The sequence below is a fragment of the Rossellomorea sp. GCM10028870 genome (assembly GCF_042666755.1).
Classification (GTDB): domain Bacteria; phylum Bacillota; class Bacilli; order Bacillales; family Bacillaceae_B; genus Rossellomorea.
The window spans coordinates 1,356,250-1,374,314 of sequence record NZ_JBHTGN010000001.1; the positions used below are offsets into that span (position 1 = coordinate 1,356,250).

Genomic DNA, 18,065 nt, shown 5'->3' on the forward strand with positions numbered 1-18,065 from the left:
TCAGGAACGGAGACGGCTTTATCAGACACGACAAGCATGCAGCATGACGAGGGGGTAGAGGCCGTAGCAGAATGATACTTAAGGAATTGGCAAGTACTTTATCGCTCTACTTTTAAGTTTTGTCGTCACCCCGCAACAAAAAACGCCAGGTCCATTTATATCAGACCTGACAGCTCGTTAACTTAATGCATTTTCTTTTTACTTTGGATATCCTGGATCTTCTTAGGGGTCACCTCATTACCTTCCGGATCAAAGATTCTTGTATTTTCAATGGTCCCTTTCATCGATTGACGAAACGTTTCCAGGTATTCTTTTCTCAACTTGGACTGCTCTTTTGCTTCTTGTTCTGTTAGTCCAGTGCTTTTAGACTTTTTGGCAAGTTCATTGATTCGATTCATTTTCGTTTTTGAAAGCATCTATAAAAACTCCTTTATTGCATAGTCGGCAAAATCTAAAACACAACTGAAAGTTAAGCGTCATACTATCGTCATGTTACTAGATTAAAGGAGATAAAACAAGAGTTACGCATTTTCCAATGAAGCCATATATTCTTTAAAACGCCTATGTACGGTAGCTTTGGAGACGTCATACCCAAACCCTCTTAGTGTAGCTGCAATTTCAGCAAAAGTCAGTTCATTCTTTCTTAACCTGACAATTTCCTCAACGGGTACTTCAATCCGCTCTCTTCCATCTAGATTCCCTTTATTCTTTAGATTTTTATGAGGTTGAAAACCATTTTCCACTGCCCTTTTCATTCCTCGTCTGATTTTCAAATTATGGAGTTTCCTTTGGTATTCTTCAACCATGCTCACGATATTAATCACCATGGAATCTGATTCAGATAAGTGAAGCTCGCCACTATGTGTTTGACTAATAATCTTAACTTCCTCTTTTAATAGACAATGAATGAGGGCAATTTTTGCATTTCCCCTGCCAATCCTTGTTTCGTCCTGTATGAGAACAGCCGCAATCGACTCACCTTTAATCAAATCAAGAAGTTCCAGAACACCAGGACGATCTAATTCAAAACCGCTTGCTTGATCTTTTATGATAGCAGCCACTTCGTATTGGTGTTCTTGTGCTAATTTCACTAATTCCTCTTCTTGACGTTCCAAAGATGTTTCCTGTGTGTCTTTCTTTGTACTTACTCTGCAGTAAATTACTGCCTTCATCTTCTATCCCTCTATTCTTCGTTCATTACCAATTCATAATCTGAATGGGTGGATAATGTCGGATTTTCTATAGGTAACACAAGTGATTCACCGGGCTTGATCGAGAATGATGTGAGATTATTTTCCTCTCCTACCCAAGCGATAAATTCTTCCACTGTCATAGAGTATTCTTCATTATATTGTTTGGCAATAGTCCAGAGCGTGTCTCCATCCTGAACGGTGATACTTTGATAAGACGGTTGATCTGCCATGACAAATAGTAAATAGGCTGCAGAAAAAAGCGCTAAAACAAATAATATAATAATGTAAGAGAAACGATTCCAAATGTGTGATAACATAAAAAATACCTCCATACGAATGTTTGTTCTGTTTTGTTATTTTTATTGTAATACGAACATTCGTTTGGTGTCAACAGAAATTCGAACTTATGTTTGTATCAGCTGGAAAGACATGCTATAATGGGAACATAAGATCTATAATAGAGGTGCGTGAACATGACAAAATTGTCTAAAAGACAGCAAGACATACTAGAATATATTAAAATTGCAGTAAGAGAAAAAGGATATCCACCTTCCGTCCGGGAAATCGGGGAAGCCGTTGGTCTTGCTTCTAGTTCCACCGTACACGGACATCTGGCCAGGTTAGAGAGTAAAGGCCTCATTCGCCGGGATCCCACCAAACCAAGAGCCATCGAAATTTTAAATCTTGAAGAGGATACGATTCCACGCCAGCGAGTTGTGAACGTTCCTTTAATCGGTAAGGTTACAGCAGGTCAACCCATCACTGCTGTCGAGAATGTAGAAGAATTCTTTCCACTGCCTGAGCGTATGGCACCTTCTGATGAACAGGTCTTCATGCTGGAAATCATGGGTGATAGTATGATAGAAGCCGGGATCTTGGATGGGGATTTCGTTATCGTGCGTCAGCAGCAAACAGCGAACAATGGAGATATCGTCGTAGCGATGACCGAGGAAGATGAAGCGACTGTAAAACGTTTCTTTAAAGAAAAGGATTATGTTCGATTACAACCAGAGAATTCAACAATGGATCCGATCATTTTACGAAATGTATCCATTTTAGGAAAAGTTGTCGGAGTTTATCGTCAAGTACATTAATAGGTTTAAGCCGCTATGTTTAATAGCGGCTTAATTTTTTATGTAATTTGGAAGACTATTAAAGAATAAAAAAGCAGTGGGTCGTAGCGTTTTTGCTACGACCCACTGTTTAAGGATTAATACATTTGAATGTATTGCTCGCGCTCCCATGGGTGTACTTGTGTACGGAACATATCCCATTCGATTTCTTTCGCTTCAACGAAGTGTTCGAAGATGTGTTCTCCAAGGGATTTAACGATTACTTCATTTGTTTTAAGGTTTTCTAATGCAGCGTGTAATGTTGCTGGAAGATCTACGATTCCTGCTTCTTCACGCTCTTTTTTGTCCATGACATAAATGTTGCGGTCGATTGGCTTAGGAGCTGGAAGATTATTTTTGATTCCATCTAATCCAGCTGCCAGTAATACAGCCATCGCCAGGTATGGGTTAGCCGCCGGGTCAACACTACGAACTTCTACACGTGTGCTTAATCCACGAGAAGCAGGGATACGGATTAATGGGCTGCGGTTACGAGCAGACCATGCAACATAACAAGGAGCTTCATATCCAGGTACTAAACGTTTGTATGAGTTTACAGTCGGGTTCGTGATCGCTGTAAAGTCAGTGGCATGTTTAATGATACCTGCAAGGAATTGACGAGCTGTATCGCTTAATTGCAAATCTCCCTTTTCATCAAAGAAAGAGTTTTCCCCATTTTTGAATAGGGACATGTTACAGTGCATTCCTGATCCATTTACACCAAATAGTGGTTTTGGCATGAATGTAGCGTGCAAACCATGCTTACGTGCAATCGTTTTAACTACTAGTTTAAATGTTTGGATATCATCACATGCTCTTAATGCACTTGCATATTTAAAGTCGATCTCATGTTGACCAGGAGCAACTTCGTGGTGAGATGCTTCGATTTCAAAGCCCATTTCTTCTAGTTCTAATGCGATATCACGACGGCAGTTCTCCCCTAAATCTGTAGGAGCTAAATCGAAATAACCACCGTTATCGTTTAATTCTAATGTCGGCTCACCGTTTACGTCTAATTTAAAGAGGAAGAATTCTGGCTCAGGTCCTAGATTGAAGTCAGTAAACCCCAGCTCTTCCATTTGGCTTAAGATGCGCTTTAAGTTGTTACGCGGATCTCCTTCGAATGGAGTGCCATCTGGATTGTAGATATCACAGATTAGACGGGCTACTTTTCCTTTTTCAGCTGTCCATGGGAATACTAACCAAGTATCTAAATCAGGGAATAGGTACATATCTGATTCTTCGATACGAACGAATCCTTCAATTGAAGATCCGTCAAACATCATCTTGTTATCTAATGCCTTTTCAAGTTGACTCAGAGGGATTTCTACGTTCTTAATCGTCCCCAGAATGTCAGTGAATTGCAGTCGAATGAACTTTACACCTTCTTCATTCGCTAATCTTAGAACATCTTCTCTAGTATACTTTGCCATTTACGTATTTCCTCCTCAAGATTATTAAAGGTTTTATTTAATGAAAAAAGCGAGACATGTCACCTTGACGCAAAGATGCTTTAGTAAATCGACCAGAATGCATCAATTCATTTCGGAGTAATTTACGCAGCTCGTCATCAGATAGATCTTGTCGTGCTTTTTCTTCCTTTTCATTACTTACGTCAGATACCACTTTACTTTCATTATGACTGGATACAGCAAATATCTTCTTAATCCCAGCCATGTTGATGCCTTGATCTAACAGATCCTTTACTTCCAATAACTTATCAATGTCATTCAAGGAAAAGAGCCTGCGATTCCCCTCAGTACGTGCAGGGTTGATCAGCTGATGCTCTTCATAGTAGCGAATCTGACGAGCCGTTAAGTCCGTGAGCTGCATGACAATACTGATAGGAAATAATGCCATCGTTCGACGAATTTCACTTCCGCTCATCTTGATTCCTCCTTTTCTTTCCTTCTTGACCTTATTATATGTAATGTAAGGAGATCTGTCAATCATATGTTAGATTTTCTTACATAAGAAATCAAAAGAAAGGGATAGTCAAAATTAGACTATCCAATTACTACTTTATTATCCGTTCGCAACAGTGATTAAACCTTTTTCAATCAAATTATCTACTGCTATGCAAACGGCGATTTTTACATGGGCGTAAGTTAACCCCCCTTGGACATACGCTACGTAAGGTGGTCTTATCGGTCCGTCTGCAGATAATTCAATGCTGGAACCTTGTATGAATGTTCCTGCGGCCATAATGACGTCATCTTCATAGCCAGGCATATAGTTGGGATATGGAGTGAAATGAGAATTTATAGGGGATGCAAACTGGATTGCCTGACAAAATGCAACCATCTTATCTCTGTCATTGAATTGTACCGACTGGATTAAATCTGTTCGTTGTGCATAAGGACTTGGATTTGTATCCATGCCAAGCTCCGTTAAGAAAGCGGATGTGAAGACGGCACCCTTTAATGACTGTGCCACCACATGTGGCGCCAAAAAGAAGCCTTGATACATTTCTTGCAAACTGTAAAGAGATGCCCCGGCCTCGGCCCCTATGCCAGGTGAGGTCATTCGATATGAACATGCATCTACGTATCCTTTTTTCCCAACGATATATCCTCCTGTTTTAGCAAGGCCGCCACCAGGATTTTTAATAAGGGAACCGGCCATTAAGTCTGCACCTACGTGACAAGGCTCTCTTTCTTCAACAAATTCTCCGTAGCAATTATCTACAAAGACGACGATTTCAGGGTTAATTTCTTTAACGAAATCAATCATTTCTTTGATTTCATCTAGAGTAAATGAAGGTCTATTGGCATATCCTTTAGACCGCTGTATCCCTACCATTTTTGTCTTGGAAGAAATCGTTTTAGCCACTTTTTCAAAATCGATTTTTCCTGATTCGAGTAAATCAACACTTTGATAGCCAATCTGAAAGTCTTTCAGAGAACCGGTCCCTTCTCCGCGAATACCAACAATTTCTTCTAACGTATCATATGGTTTTCCCGTTATATACACCAGTTCGTCCCCAGGTCGAAGTACACCAAATAAGGCGATTGAGATTGCATGAGTGCCTGATATGATCTGAGGTCTCACCAGTCCCGCTTCTCCCCCAAATACATCTGCATAAATACTTTCTAATGTGTCTCTCCCTGCATCATCATACCCATATCCTGTGGAAGGAATAAAATGAGAATCACTTACACGATGCTTTTGAAAAGATCTAAGTACATTAAACTGGTTTTTTTCCGCTCTTTCTTCTATTTGTTTATGAATTTCTTTAATGCTTGCTTCAACTTTTGTTACCAGTGGCTTTAGAATGGTTCCGTGCACTAATTGTTCATACATGAGATTTTTGTTTCCCTTCTACCTTTGAAATTTCTTGATGTTTCCTGCGATTGGATGATCTTCCAAGTGATAGCCCGTCAATTCATAAACCTGGCTTTCCTCTATAAATTCCAGTTTTCTTAAGATGGTTTCATTCTTTAATTGTGAAAGGGCCTTCCCTTCACTCGCTGGAATGAATACATGATAAGATGTCATATGTTTTTTCACGATTTCTTCTATTTTTAATAAAAGCTGCCCGCGATCGTGTTCGTTTAAGGCACTGATCATTATATGATCCCATTCACTACTCGGAACAAAGTCAGGGTCCATTACATCTTTCTTATTGTATACCGTTAGCTGAGGCAGTCCATTCATGTCCAAGTCTTCTAATAAAGCTTGAACGGTCTTTTCGTGCTGACTGTAATCCGGATTTGAACTATCCACAACATGGAGAAGAAGATCCGCTTCCTTTACCTCTTCCAGCGTAGAGCGAAACGCCGCTACTAATGTAGTCGGGAGATCTTGGATAAATCCGACAGTATCCGTAAGTAATGCCGTGTATCCGCTGGGCAAGGGCATCTTCCTTGTCATCGGGTCCAATGTAGCAAAGAGTTGATTCTCTTCATAAGAATCTGCTAATGAGATTCTATTAAACAAAGTCGATTTGCCTGCGTTTGTATAGCCGACCAATGCTATTTGAAAGGCTTTGTTACGCTTTCTCCGTTCACGATACCTTTCTCTGTGTTCAACTATGATCTGCAGTTGTTTCTTAATGTCATCAATTCTGCGATGAATATGACGACGGTCACTTTCCAGCTTTGTTTCACCCGGCCCTCTTGTACCAATTCCTCCTCCCAACCTTGAGAGAGACGCCCCTTGACCGATTAATCGAGGAAGAAGGTATTGAAGTTGAGCAAGTTCTACTTGTAATTTCCCTTCTCTTGAACGGGCGCGCCCAGCGAAAATATCCAGGATCAGCTGAGTACGATCAATCACCCTTGCATTTAAATCTTTTGATAAATTCCTGATTTGACTCGGAGATAGTTCACCATTAAAAATGATAATATCCGGTTCTAATTGTTCTTCTAAAAGGGCCAGCTCTTCCACTTTACCTTTTCCTATATATGTACCAGGATGAACGCGATCCCGCTTTTGAGTTAATATAGCCACAACCTGACCTTGAGCCGTTTCCGTCAACTCTTCAAGCTCGTCTAGACTATACTGAAAACGCAAGTCTTCTTCCTCCAGTTGACACCCAACAAGAATGACTTTTTCCTTCACTTCATTCTTCAATAAACATCCTTCTTTCTGTACGTTTCATTATCATTTTCATCATACCAAATTCGTCTCGTAAACTCTATGTAAAAGGTAATGAAAAATGGTTGCAATTAAGTGCAAACGTGTTAAAATCAGTATGTTTGAATAAACAAAACATCGCTCACATTCTACATACTGGCATGTAGCATATTGTAATAGGGTTAGGAGGAATGTGTATGACATGGGAAGTATTGAGCATTATTGGTACCATTGCTTTTGCTATTTCAGGAGCTATCATTGCCATGGAAGAGGAATACGATATACTTGGTGTTTATATATTAGGAATTGTCACAGCATTTGGTGGAGGTGCCATTCGGAACTTATTGATCGGCGTCCCTGTTTCCGCTCTGTGGGAACAAGGCATGTTATTTCAGATAGCCCTTCTATCTATAACAGCCGTCTTTCTTTTCCCTAATAATCTCCTTAAGCATTGGAGAAAATGGGGGAATTTCTTTGATGCAATAGGTCTATCAGCCTTCGCCATCCAAGGAGCACTATACGCTTCTGAAATGAATCACCCGATAAGTGCTGTCATTGTGGCAGCCGTATTGACGGGAAGCGGCGGTGGAATCATTCGCGATCTTCTTGCCGGCCGGAAACCGTTAGTGCTTCGATCAGAGATTTATGCTGTGTGGGCGGTTCTTTGTGGAGCGGCCATTGGACTGGGAATTGTCCATTCAGCCTTTGAACTGTACTCTTTATTCATCATTACCACGACGTTGCGAGTACTTTCCTACTTATATAAATGGAGGTTGCCGAATAGGAGCTTAAGAGCACATGTTTAATGAAAAAATGCATTCTTTTATGAATGCATTTTTTTCATAGATTCTTAGATTCTTATTGTTTACTAAGTATGGTCATTCAGAAGAAGCTTTGTTAAACACCAGATCATTGCTGCGAATGGTTAATAAATCATGTCGATCATAACAATTTTCCATTAGGAGGCGCATTGCCTGAGCACGGATTGACTTTTCTAATACATTCCGTACATATCTTCCGTTTGAAAATGCCATGGGAGATAGTGTATTTTTAGCTGAATGAAGATGCTCCCTTATCTTTCTTTCTGCATCGTGACTTAATAAATACTCCTTCTCTTCTAACATCCTTCTTCCAATTTCCATCAGCTGATCAACTGAATAATCAGGAAAATGAAATACGAGAGGAAATCGTGATTGCAGTCCTGGATTCAAGGTGAGAAAGTGATCCATTTCCCTCGAATATCCTGCCAGAATCAAGATAAATTCATGCTGCTTATCTTCCATATGTTTGACAAGTGTATCAATCGCTTCTTTCCCGAAATCCTTTTCTCCGCCTCTGCCGAGAGAATACGCTTCATCAATAAATAAAATGCCTCCTAGGGCTTTTTTGACAAGGTCTCTTGTTTTTTGAGCTGTGTGTCCAATATATTCACCGACCAGATCAGCTCTCTCTGCTTCTATTAAATGTCCTTTAGAAAGTACATTCATTTTCAAGAACAGTTTTCCAATGATTCTTGCTACGGTCGTCTTACCTGTACCGGGGTTTCCTTTGAACATCATATGAAGTGCTTGTTTTCCTGCTTTCAACCCCATTGCTTCACGTTTCTTATTGACATATATCCATGCATAAATTTCTTTCACCATTTTTTTCATTTCTTCCATTCCCACAAGAGATCCGAGTTCTTCTTCTATTTCTTTTAAAGCGACATGCTCTTGAGGGAGAGACTGAGGAAGAGATTCATGCCTCAACGTATCTCGTACTGAACTCCGTTTTTGAGAATTCAATACAATGCTGATTTGACCATTATTTTTCATTCTCATTGGTTGATCCAAAGGTTTCACCTCACTATTCTAAAGACAGTATACGCTCCTGAGGATTTTAGGGTGACAAACGCCTATACTTCACCTATTTTTTCGACAAATATGAAGAATTCTGTCTATTCCTGCGCTTTCCCGAGAAATAAAAAGAAATACGGAGTGTTTTGCTTCGTTTATGTTACAACAGGTTCATCATTATATAGCTGTTAAAAACTAGTTTGTAGCATTGTAAGTGAGGGACGTAAAAAAAGCCTCTCTTATCATCCTATTCAATTACATTTCTTTTCATTAACTAATTCTGTTAATCCTTACTCAGATTCATGGCGTTTATGAGAAAAGGATCCGATAATAACTACAAAAAAAGCTGCCCCTAGAGGCAGCTTTCGAAAGCTTTTTCACAATTAATTGGTTGTCTCTTCAAAATTTATTTGGACATTACGCTGTGGAGCGAATGTTGAAATGGCATGTTTATATACAAGCTGCTGTTTTCCATCGCATTCAAACAGCACGGTAAAGTTATCAAAACCTTTCACTTGACCACGGATTTGGAAGCCATTTAATAAAAATACCGTACATAGTGAGCTTTCTTTTCTCAATTGATTAAGGAATTGATCTTGGATATTAATGGATTGTTTCATGGTTAGTCCTCCTCTTCTATCTCTACATTACTTATTCGACTTTAATTGAAGCTTTCCTGCAATAAATTCTGAAATATCCTCGATAATTTCGGCGTGCTGATTCTCATCTGTCATATCGAACCAGGCCACATCCATTTTATTTCTGAACCATGTCAGTTGACGCTTTGCATACCTTCTGGAATTTTGCTTTAGGTTTTCTGTTGCTCGTTCCAAGCTGACTTCACCATCAAAATAATCATAAAGCTCCTTGTATCCGATGGCCTGAACAGACTGAACATCCCTTATACCTTCATCGTATAACCCTTTAACTTCTTCTAATAGACCCTGTTTCATCATTAAGTCAACACGAAGGTTTATTCTTTTATAAAGTTTATCCCGATCCATGGTTAATCCAATTAAAGCAACATCGTACTGCAGCTCCTGGGATTGCGCTTCTTGATACTCAGACATTGTCTTCCCAGTACAATGATAGATTTCCAATGCTCGAATAACTCGGCGGGTATTATTCCGGTGAATATTCCCTGCTGAAACGGGATCCACGGATAATAACTGATCGTGAAGCCACCCGGAACCATTCTTCTCTAGGCTTGCTTCCAGCCCCTCGCGATAGTGTTCATCACCTGGAGTTTCAGTGAATTGATAATCGTATAGGACAGACTGAATATAAAGTCCTGTCCCCCCTACAATAAGAGGGATTTTCCCATGAGAGTGTATTTCCGATATTTTCTTTCGGACAAGCTGCTGAAATTCAGCTACAGAAAAGGATTCATCAGGATCTTTAATATCAAGTAAATGATGCTGGACGCCTTCCATTTCTTCGGGGGTGATTTTAGCGGTACCGATATCCATTCTTTTATAGATTTGCATGGAGTCACCACTGATGATTTCCCCTTTAAACCTCTTTGCAAGTTCTATACTTGTATTGGTTTTCCCTACAGCAGTCGGACCAATAAGAACAATCACTTTCTCTTTCTCATATCTTGTCATACGTTCACTGCTTTCTATGTAAATGATTCTTTACATATTATCGTACCATAATGATAGATGTTGTGAAATCACATCTTGCTAGTTTGTCCATTTCTTTTATTATTATTCCCAGAGATTAAACTTTTCTGCCTCCCTTCTTTATTGATGTCAATGTACCCGTTTATGGAACAGGTAAAACTGCTTGAAGGAATCCTTCAAGCAGTTTTAGTTAGTTATTCTGCTTTTAATTTTAACGTGTCTCCACTTGGGTTGGAGATTGAGGTTCCATGATAGTCACCATTAATCCATGCATTAATTTGATTATGATACCATTCACTCTTATAATGACCCGCTTGTCCAGGGCCTACAATATGAAAGCCATTGTTCATGTTCTCTGTATCGATAACAAATCTCCATGAAGCACCATGATTGACGATTCCACTCTCATTGTAGCTTGCAGCCCCCACCGTCACTCTACTTCCTCCCACTGCCACAGGATCTCTGTCATTTAAGAACCATTTCAATACTGAAGATGCTCCCGATAAAGGATGTTCAAAGTATACTCTATGATACATTCCCCACTCCCACTCGTTCATTGAAGAACCATATTCTTCTTCCAGCTCGTCTAATGCTTGGGTAAGTGAAGCTGTCAGGAAAGTCTTGTATCCTCCACTGTCCACAAACCACTGAGATTCCTCTCCGTTATGAGCCTTCCGAATGAGTTCATCCACGACACTTTGACGGCCTTCAAACAGTTTCATCATATCTTTTGGAATTTCCTTTTTAAATAGACCAGTGGAAATTTCGTTCATCCATTGGTGAAAAACGAGTGGAGCAGCTAGTTTTTTATCATCTTTATTGTTCCAGGACTTCAGCAACTCAACAGCTTCTTTTTCTTTAGCTGTTAATGAGCCGCTTTCCATATCTTCAATCAGAATAGGAACCATTTCACGTGCATGTAAATTCATCTGATCCATTTGAAGGTCTTTCATATCGGAAAGAGCGATATCCTTTTTTGCTTCTAAATACTCAGATATTCTCATGTACCGATATGGCTGAGCCCAGTGATGACTAATGTGATATGGATATTCTTCGGAAACCACTTTATTATTTGCTGTTGCAATGAAACCCGATTCTGGATTGATGACTTTGGGAAGCTCTTCGAATGGTATAAATCCTTCCCATTCATAATCAGGATCCCACCCGGGAACAGGGAGAAGTCCGTCCCCTTTTTTCCTGATTGGAATTTTCCCATTTGCCTTATACGCAATCGTCCCATCCTCTGAGGCAAATACGAAATTTTGGGTAGGAACATGGAAGTCCTTTAAGGCTTCTTCAAATTCATCCCAATCCTTTGCCTTATTGATGTTAAGGATTGCGAGAAGTTCCAGACTTGGATCAAGTGCTGTCCATCTCATTGAAAGCACCTTTCCACTCTCATTTTGATGAGAAAACTCTGAAATCACCGGTCCATGTCTTGTGATTGTGACTTCATAAGGAATGGTGTCACCATCTTTTACTTTAATGGGCTCTTCTATGATCGTTGCCCTTTCCCACTTTTCATCATATAAAAACAGAGAAGGATCTTCATCATTTTGTTTTTCTACATATAAGTCCTGAACATCAGGTCCCGTATTTGTTACCCCCCACGCAATTTGCTCATTATGACCAAGGATGATCCCTGGAATACCGGCAAAAATCACTCCACTCACATTGACTTGTGGTGATTCCAGGTGCATCTGATACCATATGGAAGGAGTTCCCAATGAGAGGTGGGGATCGTCTGCTAGAAAGGGCTTACCACTGGCTGTTTTCTCTCCGCTTACCACCCAGTTGTTGCTCCCATTAAACTCCGGTGGAATGACAGCACTGGCAAATGATTGCTCCATATCAACCTGAACTTCTCCTATTTCTGATAGGATGGTAGGAGCGTCTTCAGGGTATGAAGGGAACAAATCATACGCATTATCTTTTGGCAGGTTTTCTAATGCCCAGTACCGGAAAGCCTGTCCTTGCCAGTGGCCCCCTAAATCAAATGCCATATACTTACCGATGGTTAATGAATCGATGGGAGTCCATCTTTCAGGTTTATAGCCAAGCAGAGTGAATTCAATAGGGAGCCTTCCTTCATCTGTGGCTTCTTGCATAAAAGCGTTTACCCCATCGGCATACCATTCGAGAAGCTGCTTGGCTTCATCCGGATATGCGGCAAATGAAACCTCCGCTGCCCTCCGCAAACCAAATGTCCGGAAGAACTTGTCCCGATCAATTGCTTTCTCACCGACCACTTCACTCAATCGCCCCGAAGCCTGTCTTCTGCTTAGGTCCATTTGAAATAGACGATCCTGCGCCTGTACATAACCCTGTGCCATATAAAGGTCTTTTTCATTTTGAGCAAGAATATGGGGCACGCCGTCTTTATCCCTGATCACTTCTACATCTTGGGATAAACCTTTTAATGAAATAGCACCCGATGTAACAGGCAGCGATCTGTCAATGTAATAATTTGCAAAAATAAGGACTCCAAGCATGATAAACAGAATGGTTCCCGCTGTCCATAATATAATTTTAAGGCGTTTATTCTTTTTCTCCCTTAGAAGCTCTATGCCTCCATTCATTCCATTTCCCCCTATTTCATATATTGAATTTTCTGAATATAACTATATCTTAGTATTAGCTTTTTGTGAGAAGAATTCCTTCTACTAAAATGCATTCTGAAAAATTCTATATGTAAAAAGAGCCTGGGACAAAACTAAAATGCCACGATGTAAAGACGAACAATAAAAGTGTAGGTTCTTAATACCGCTAATGATTTCCGTGCAAGACTACGCTTTCCGCGGGTAGCCCGTGAGCCTCCTCGGCAAGCCTGCGGGGTCTCACATAAGCTACTTTTCCCGCAGGAGTCTTCGTCTTGCACTCCAATCAACCGCTGGAAACAGCTAAAATCAAATGTATCGAAATAAATAATAAACCCGAAAAATCCGCTTCCTAGAAGGTAGATTTGTTCGGGTTCCACTTAGACTAAAACACTTATGTCCCAGCCTCTTTATAGAGGTACAGTATGTTTCAATCTGGACCAGAAAGTCATGATCAATATTCCACTCGTTAAAAAGAAAATGGAGCAGGAATAAAAAATAACGTTGATGGTAAAGTAGTCTAATAGAAATCCAGTTCCCATAACGGCTCCACTTGAGAATAGAGACGTCCAAAAATGGTACACCCCGATACTCTTACCTCTTGAGGCATGGTCTGTCACTTCACTTATCACTACCTTCTCTGACGTTTTCTGCAAAGCCCCCAGTACTCCCAGACCTACCTGAATGAAGTATACCTCATGAATGGATCCTGCTGAGGGTATAAAAAGGAACAGAAAACTCATTCCTACGGAGTAAATGACTAGAAGACTCGGTCCTCCGATTAAATCAGACAGCCTTCCAATGAAACGATGACTAATGGCAGCACTTAACGTAAACAATCCATAAGCAAAACCAAAGCTTGAAAATGAACTACCGATATTTTGTATGAACAATAGATAAAAAGGAAAGGACACACTTGCAGCTACCATGGCAAAACTTTGGGAAACGATCAACCACTTCATTGGCCATACTCCTCATAAAATAGATTCACAAAACGTTCATCGGGATCAAGCTGTCTCTTCTTACTGAAGAATTCTTCTGCATTCGGATAGGCAACATGCATTTGTTTTACTGTAGGATATTCGTAATAAGGAAGATAATAGCTGCCGCTGTGTTTCAGTGTCACGTCAACCATGCCTCTAATGATCTCTCCTGTCTTCTTCTTTTCCTTTTCATCCATTCCCTGATTGATTAACAGAACAAGTGCAAACATATCGTCCTTGGCGTAAGACATAAGGGCTTCTTCATTGTGTTTAACATATCGAACCGTAATATTCATTAAATTAATGTCCTTATCAGCTAAGAACTTTCGTAAATCATCTATATATTCTTCATACTTATCCACTGGGATAAAATACTCTTGTAATATATCTGTGTCATTCTTTCCCTCGTGCTCTAGAAACTCTGATTCAGAACGCATCACATTATTTCTCGTTTCCAAATGACCGTCTCGATCCCGAAAAAAAGATTTCTGCATGGTCCAAAATGCATCTTTTCCCCAATCAAAATCTCTTGAGAGTCCTAACAAGAATTTCGTTAAGAACGTAAATTTATCTTCTTTCAGTTCATTATGATTAGAGTACTCTTCATGCTTTGGACTTATCAAATAGTCTGTCACATACATGTCTTGGAGGAACGTGTCAGGTGCTGTAGACAATCGGGCCAGATGCATTTTCACCTTGTCATTTTGTAAGACATTCCCTTTAAAATAGTTCTCATATTCATCATAGTTCAGTTCTTCTGTTTTTATATAATATAATTCATCTGAAGTAAGCTGAAGTTCCGCATCCATTATGACTCCGAACAATCCGTATCCCCCGATAACCAACGGAAAATATTCTGAGTTTTCTTCTCTCGATACGGTTATGATTTCGCCATCATGCTTCATTAGTCTAAACCAATTCACGGTTTCAATTAAAGCACCATTTCGTATGTCTCTCCCATGCACATTTACAGATAAAGACCCTCCTACAGTAAAAATATTTTGGGACTGCATCACTTTCACTGAAAGACCATAGGGGTTAATCGCTTTTTGAATATCATTCCATGTTACACCGCTTTGCACATGGATAGTTTTATGAACGGGATCAACTTTAAGCACTTTGTTAAATCCCGTCATGTCCAACACGACGGCATCTGGGTAATATGTATGTCCTCCTTGACTGTGTCTCTTCCCCGCAATCGAAACTTTAAGGTCCTCTTTTTGGGCTTCATTTATCGTATTTACTATACTATTCTCTTCCTTGCCTTTTACCATTTTTTTGATTTTCATTGGCATCAATCTACCTACATCTGAAATGACATTGCCCGAGTCAGTATTAGTTATCATCCACTGGAATATCACTATGTAGGAAATCAGAATAAGGATCAGCAAACATAACCTGTTTTTTCTCTTGGACCCAATAATCATTTCCTCTCCTCCAAACTTACCCTTTTAGTGTAATTTTACACAATATTAGTTATTTTTCAATATATTTTAGCCAAAATAAAAAAGCTTGTGATGAATTATCATTTCAATCACAAGTTATTTATACTTAACAGGGCTTTGCAAAAATTCCATTATGAACTTTTTTTGTAACCATACTTATATCTACTCCATTATTATTAAAAAAAGAGAAGAATTAAATTAGTTACCATAATATTATTACTGACAAGAAATTCCCTGCACACCACTTCGTTTAGGTGATAGAGCATGTGGGGTACAAGATATTCAGAAGGTGATGAACATGGCATTTGATTATGATCTTGATTTCGAGACGATTGATTTTCGGGAGCAGCCTGAAAAATATCGGGTGGGACGAGGGGAACAGGGTGTATTACTTGTCGAACCATATAAGAGTGAAATCCTTCCCCACTGGCGCTTTAAAAACACCGATATTGCCAAAGAATCTTCAAATAAGATATATGAGTTGTTTATCCAATACAAACTGGAAAATGATTTTGTAGGAATGGACATGGCCAGAAAGTTTCTTCAAATGGGGTATACAAGAGCTCGACGTTACGCCAACTATCCAGGAGGGAAAAAGTATAATAAAGAAGGAGATTTAAAGAAGAGAAAGATAGACGAAGAGAAAGCTGCATCTGCAGCAGTATTCGAAACAAAGTGGAAGCTTGCCAGAGAGGATGAAGAGTATCTTCATCTTAAAAAAGAACACCAAAGCAACTTTGGTTAAAGACAAAAAGAACAGGGGTGAACTACTGCTGGTTCATCCCCCTGTTCTGATCCTACATTATACGTTTAAACATCTTTTCCATTTCATACGTTGAATAGTGGATAAGTATCGGTCGACCGTGGGGACAGGTATATGGATCACTGGTCCTTCTAAGTTCATCCAGTAAAGCTTGCATGTCCTCATTTCGCAAATGATGGTTTGCCTTGATCGAACCTTTGCAACTCATCATAATCGCTGCTTCTTCCCTGAGCTTTTTGATATCCACCCGGTTCATTTTTAACACCTGTTCGATCATATCTTCGATGGTTTGCTGTTCTTCCCCTTTTGGAAACCATTGAGGATGAGCCCTGACAATAAAGCTATTGTAGCCGAACTCTTCCAGAAACACACCAACGTCTTCCAGAAGATGGCGGTATTCATTAATTTTAATATACTCGTCTGTAGAAAATTCAAGAGTAAGTGGGACCAGGAGTTCTTGGAGCTCTTTCGCAACCTCTCCCACTTTTTCTTTAAAGAACTCATATTTTATTCGTTCTTGAGCTGCATGTTGGTCAATAATATATAGGCCACGATCATTTTGGGCGAAGATATACGTACCATGCATTTGGCCGACAGGATAAAGCGGGGGAACTCCAGGAGAGCGGCCTTCCTTTTCAAGTACTTCTTCCACATTTGTATCCTGGAATCCCACTGCTTCCTCAAGGGAATCCATTAAGTCCGGAACTGCTGGTTCACCGGATACAGGAATTTTTGCCTCATGGGATTCGTCCCTTGGTGGTTCTGGTTCATAAAGCTTTTCCAACTCTTCCTTAGGAAGCAATCGTTCACGGACCTCACCTCTGAATCCCGTACTTTCTTCTTTCGGTTGAGGTTTATGCGAATGGTCTAGGCTCATAAACGTTTGCTCTGATTTCGGTTGTACAACCCTTGGTGCCACGGACCCTGAAGGAATCAATTCTCTTCTTTTAAACACCTTTTTGATTCCTTCAGTAACTAATGTATTTAATTCACTTTCTTTACTTATGCGGACTTCCATTTTGGAAGGATGTACATTCACATCTACCAGTATCGGATCCATTTCTATGCTAAGAAGGACGATAGGGTGACGCCCAATCGGAAGAAGTGTGTGATACCCCTCCCCGATCGCTTTCGCCAAAGCATAGTTCTTTATAAACCTCCCATTGATCATCGTTGAAATATAATTTCTGGAGGCACGTGTAACCTCCGGCAGGGAGATATAGCCCTTTACCTTGAAATCAAGTGAGCTCACTTGGATTGGCACCATCTTCTTGGCTATTCCGATCCCATAGATAGCGGCCAGAACTTGCAGGACATCCCCATTACCATTGGTGTGTAACAAAGATTTACCGTTATGCAGAAGCTTGATTGAAACGTTAGGATGCGCCAGGGCAATCCGGTTCACTACATCCGTAATGTTTCCCAGTTCAGTATGAATGGTTTTCATATATTTCAATCGTGCAGGTGTATTGAAAAACAGTTGGGAAACTGTGATATCCGTCCCTTTTCTTGACGACGTTTTCTCAAGGGAATGAATTTCTCCACCTTCAAGCTCGATACATGTACCCGGACCATCTCCCGTGCTCGTTTTCAGGACAAAATGGGAAACGGAAGCAATACTGGGCAGGGCTTCACCTCTAAATCCCAAAGTACGGATACGGAATAAATCATTTTCGTCTTTAATTTTACTCGTTGCATGGCGTTTGAATGCTGTCTTCACATCGTCTGCTTCAATTCCGTCACCATTATCAATGATTCGTATCGAATGTAAACCTGCTTCTTCAATATGAATTTCGATCACAGTTCCGCCTGCATCTATGCTATTTTCAAGGAGCTCTTTCACAACAGAAGCCGGTCTTTCCACTACTTCACCGGCGGCAATTTTATTTGAGAGGGAATCATCAAGCTGAAATATTTTCACCACAGTTTCACCT

General features: G+C 40.0%; 17 protein-coding genes. 3 read left to right on the top strand and 14 right to left on the bottom strand.

Annotated features, from left to right (window positions below; genetic code table 11):
• Positions 1–182: 182 nt before the first annotated feature.
• The 3 genes from ACFQWC_RS07085 to yneA form a co-directional block, all read right to left on the bottom strand.
• On the bottom strand, positions 183–416 hold the full coding sequence (locus ACFQWC_RS07085; protein WP_341357881.1) for a DUF896 domain-containing protein: 234 nt from the start codon (positions 414–416) through the stop codon (positions 183–185).
• Positions 417–521: 105 nt separating this feature from the next.
• On the bottom strand, positions 522–1,172 hold the full coding sequence (locus ACFQWC_RS07090) for a YneB family resolvase-like protein (protein WP_299741072.1): 651 nt from the start codon (positions 1,170–1,172) through the stop codon (positions 522–524).
• Between the two features lie 11 nt (positions 1,173–1,183).
• Entirely contained in the window at positions 1,184–1,510 is a 327-nt protein-coding gene (yneA, locus tag ACFQWC_RS07095) for a cell division suppressor protein YneA (RefSeq protein ID WP_299741070.1), read from the bottom strand.
• 156 nt (positions 1,511–1,666) lie between these two features.
• Here yneA and lexA point away from each other — a divergent pair, with 156 nt between their 5' ends.
• Positions 1,667–2,287 (top strand): transcriptional repressor LexA, encoded by a 621-nt coding sequence (gene lexA, locus ACFQWC_RS07100; protein WP_044337292.1) that lies wholly within the window; start codon positions 1,667–1,669, stop codon positions 2,285–2,287.
• A 116-nt stretch (positions 2,288–2,403) separates the two neighbouring features.
• On the opposite strand, the gene glnA is transcribed toward lexA, so the two are convergent.
• From glnA to hflX, 4 genes are all read right to left on the bottom strand, one after another.
• Positions 2,404–3,738, bottom strand: a complete 1,335-nt coding sequence (gene glnA, locus ACFQWC_RS07105; protein WP_148969244.1) for a type I glutamate--ammonia ligase — start codon at positions 3,736–3,738, stop codon at positions 2,404–2,406.
• A 37-nt stretch (positions 3,739–3,775) separates the two neighbouring features.
• Complete coding sequence (locus ACFQWC_RS07110; RefSeq protein WP_299741061.1) at positions 3,776–4,192, bottom strand: MerR family transcriptional regulator; 417 nt, start codon at positions 4,190–4,192, stop codon at positions 3,776–3,778.
• 138 nt (positions 4,193–4,330) lie between these two features.
• Positions 4,331–5,608: a methionine gamma-lyase family protein gene (locus ACFQWC_RS07115; RefSeq protein ID WP_299741059.1), complete on the bottom strand. Its 1,278-nt coding sequence runs from the start codon at positions 5,606–5,608 to the stop codon at positions 4,331–4,333.
• A gap of 18 nt (positions 5,609–5,626) precedes the next feature.
• Entirely contained in the window at positions 5,627–6,880 is a 1,254-nt protein-coding gene (hflX, locus tag ACFQWC_RS07120; protein ID WP_299741058.1) for a GTPase HflX, read from the bottom strand.
• Positions 6,881–7,080: 200 nt separating this feature from the next.
• On the opposite strand from hflX, the gene ACFQWC_RS07125 reads away from it, so the two are divergent.
• Positions 7,081–7,689, top strand: coding sequence for a trimeric intracellular cation channel family protein (locus ACFQWC_RS07125; RefSeq protein ID WP_299741056.1), 609 nt, complete (start codon positions 7,081–7,083; stop codon positions 7,687–7,689).
• Positions 7,690–7,761: 72 nt separating this feature from the next.
• On the opposite strand, the gene spoVK is transcribed toward ACFQWC_RS07125, so the two are convergent.
• From spoVK to ACFQWC_RS07155, 6 genes are all read right to left on the bottom strand, one after another.
• Positions 7,762–8,715 (bottom strand): stage V sporulation protein K, encoded by a 954-nt coding sequence (gene spoVK, locus ACFQWC_RS07130; RefSeq protein WP_299741054.1) that lies wholly within the window; start codon positions 8,713–8,715, stop codon positions 7,762–7,764.
• A gap of 386 nt (positions 8,716–9,101) precedes the next feature.
• On the bottom strand, positions 9,102–9,338 hold the full coding sequence (gene hfq / locus ACFQWC_RS07135) for an RNA chaperone Hfq (RefSeq protein WP_299741051.1): 237 nt from the start codon (positions 9,336–9,338) through the stop codon (positions 9,102–9,104).
• Between the two features lie 27 nt (positions 9,339–9,365).
• Positions 9,366–10,325 (bottom strand): tRNA (adenosine(37)-N6)-dimethylallyltransferase MiaA, encoded by a 960-nt coding sequence (gene miaA, locus ACFQWC_RS07140; protein ID WP_377106714.1) that lies wholly within the window; start codon positions 10,323–10,325, stop codon positions 9,366–9,368.
• A 212-nt stretch (positions 10,326–10,537) separates the two neighbouring features.
• The gene (locus ACFQWC_RS07145; RefSeq protein WP_377106716.1) at positions 10,538–12,922 is read right to left on the bottom strand and encodes a penicillin acylase family protein; all 2,385 of its coding nucleotides are present in this window, start codon (positions 12,920–12,922) and stop codon (positions 10,538–10,540) included.
• 428 nt (positions 12,923–13,350) lie between these two features.
• Positions 13,351–13,902: an MFS transporter gene (locus ACFQWC_RS07150; protein WP_377106718.1), complete on the bottom strand. Its 552-nt coding sequence runs from the start codon at positions 13,900–13,902 to the stop codon at positions 13,351–13,353.
• On the bottom strand, positions 13,899–15,350 hold the full coding sequence (locus ACFQWC_RS07155; RefSeq protein WP_377106720.1) for an FAD-binding oxidoreductase: 1,452 nt from the start codon (positions 15,348–15,350) through the stop codon (positions 13,899–13,901). The genes ACFQWC_RS07150 and ACFQWC_RS07155 overlap by 4 nt, the downstream gene beginning before the upstream one ends.
• Before the next feature lie 316 nt (positions 15,351–15,666).
• Between ACFQWC_RS07155 and ACFQWC_RS07160 the strand changes: the two genes are divergently transcribed.
• Positions 15,667–16,113 carry a DUF4385 domain-containing protein gene (locus ACFQWC_RS07160; RefSeq protein ID WP_299741047.1) on the top strand — a complete coding sequence of 149 codons (447 nt, stop codon included), beginning with the start codon at positions 15,667–15,669 and terminating at the stop codon, positions 16,111–16,113.
• Between the two features lie 52 nt (positions 16,114–16,165).
• Here ACFQWC_RS07160 and mutL read toward each other — a convergent pair whose 3' ends face one another.
• A complete protein-coding gene (gene mutL, locus ACFQWC_RS07165) occupies positions 16,166–18,055 on the bottom strand; it encodes a DNA mismatch repair endonuclease MutL (RefSeq protein WP_341357880.1) in 1,890 nt (629 codons plus the stop codon).
• Positions 18,056–18,065: the final 10 nt, after the last annotated feature.

What these genes read in the sequence shown, in the direction of transcription:
- ACFQWC_RS07160 (WP_299741047.1), top strand. Translation starts at nt 15,667, where the DNA reads ATGGCATTTGATTATGATCTTGATTTCGAGACGATTGATTTTCGGGAG.
- lexA (WP_044337292.1), top strand. Translation starts at nt 1,667, where the DNA reads ATGACAAAATTGTCTAAAAGACAGCAAGACATACTAGAATATATTAAA.
- ACFQWC_RS07145 (WP_377106716.1), bottom strand. Translation starts at nt 12,922, where the DNA reads ATGAATGGAGGCATAGAGCTTCTAAGGGAGAAAAAGAATAAACGCCTT.
- miaA (WP_377106714.1), bottom strand. Translation starts at nt 10,325, where the DNA reads ATGACAAGATATGAGAAAGAGAAAGTGATTGTTCTTATTGGTCCGACT.
- ACFQWC_RS07150 (WP_377106718.1), bottom strand. Translation starts at nt 13,902, where the DNA reads ATGAAGTGGTTGATCGTTTCCCAAAGTTTTGCCATGGTAGCTGCAAGT.
- yneA (WP_299741070.1), bottom strand. Translation starts at nt 1,510, where the DNA reads ATGTTATCACACATTTGGAATCGTTTCTCTTACATTATTATATTATTT.
- ACFQWC_RS07115 (WP_299741059.1), bottom strand. Translation starts at nt 5,608, where the DNA reads ATGTATGAACAATTAGTGCACGGAACCATTCTAAAGCCACTGGTAACA.
- glnA (WP_148969244.1), bottom strand. Translation starts at nt 3,738, where the DNA reads ATGGCAAAGTATACTAGAGAAGATGTTCTAAGATTAGCGAATGAAGAA.
- ACFQWC_RS07110 (WP_299741061.1), bottom strand. Translation starts at nt 4,192, where the DNA reads ATGAGCGGAAGTGAAATTCGTCGAACGATGGCATTATTTCCTATCAGT.
- ACFQWC_RS07125 (WP_299741056.1), top strand. Translation starts at nt 7,081, where the DNA reads ATGACATGGGAAGTATTGAGCATTATTGGTACCATTGCTTTTGCTATT.
- hfq (WP_299741051.1), bottom strand. Translation starts at nt 9,338, where the DNA reads ATGAAACAATCCATTAATATCCAAGATCAATTCCTTAATCAATTGAGA.
- ACFQWC_RS07155 (WP_377106720.1), bottom strand. Translation starts at nt 15,350, where the DNA reads ATGATTATTGGGTCCAAGAGAAAAAACAGGTTATGTTTGCTGATCCTT.
- ACFQWC_RS07090 (WP_299741072.1), bottom strand. Translation starts at nt 1,172, where the DNA reads ATGAAGGCAGTAATTTACTGCAGAGTAAGTACAAAGAAAGACACACAG.
- ACFQWC_RS07085 (WP_341357881.1), bottom strand. Translation starts at nt 416, where the DNA reads ATGCTTTCAAAAACGAAAATGAATCGAATCAATGAACTTGCCAAAAAG.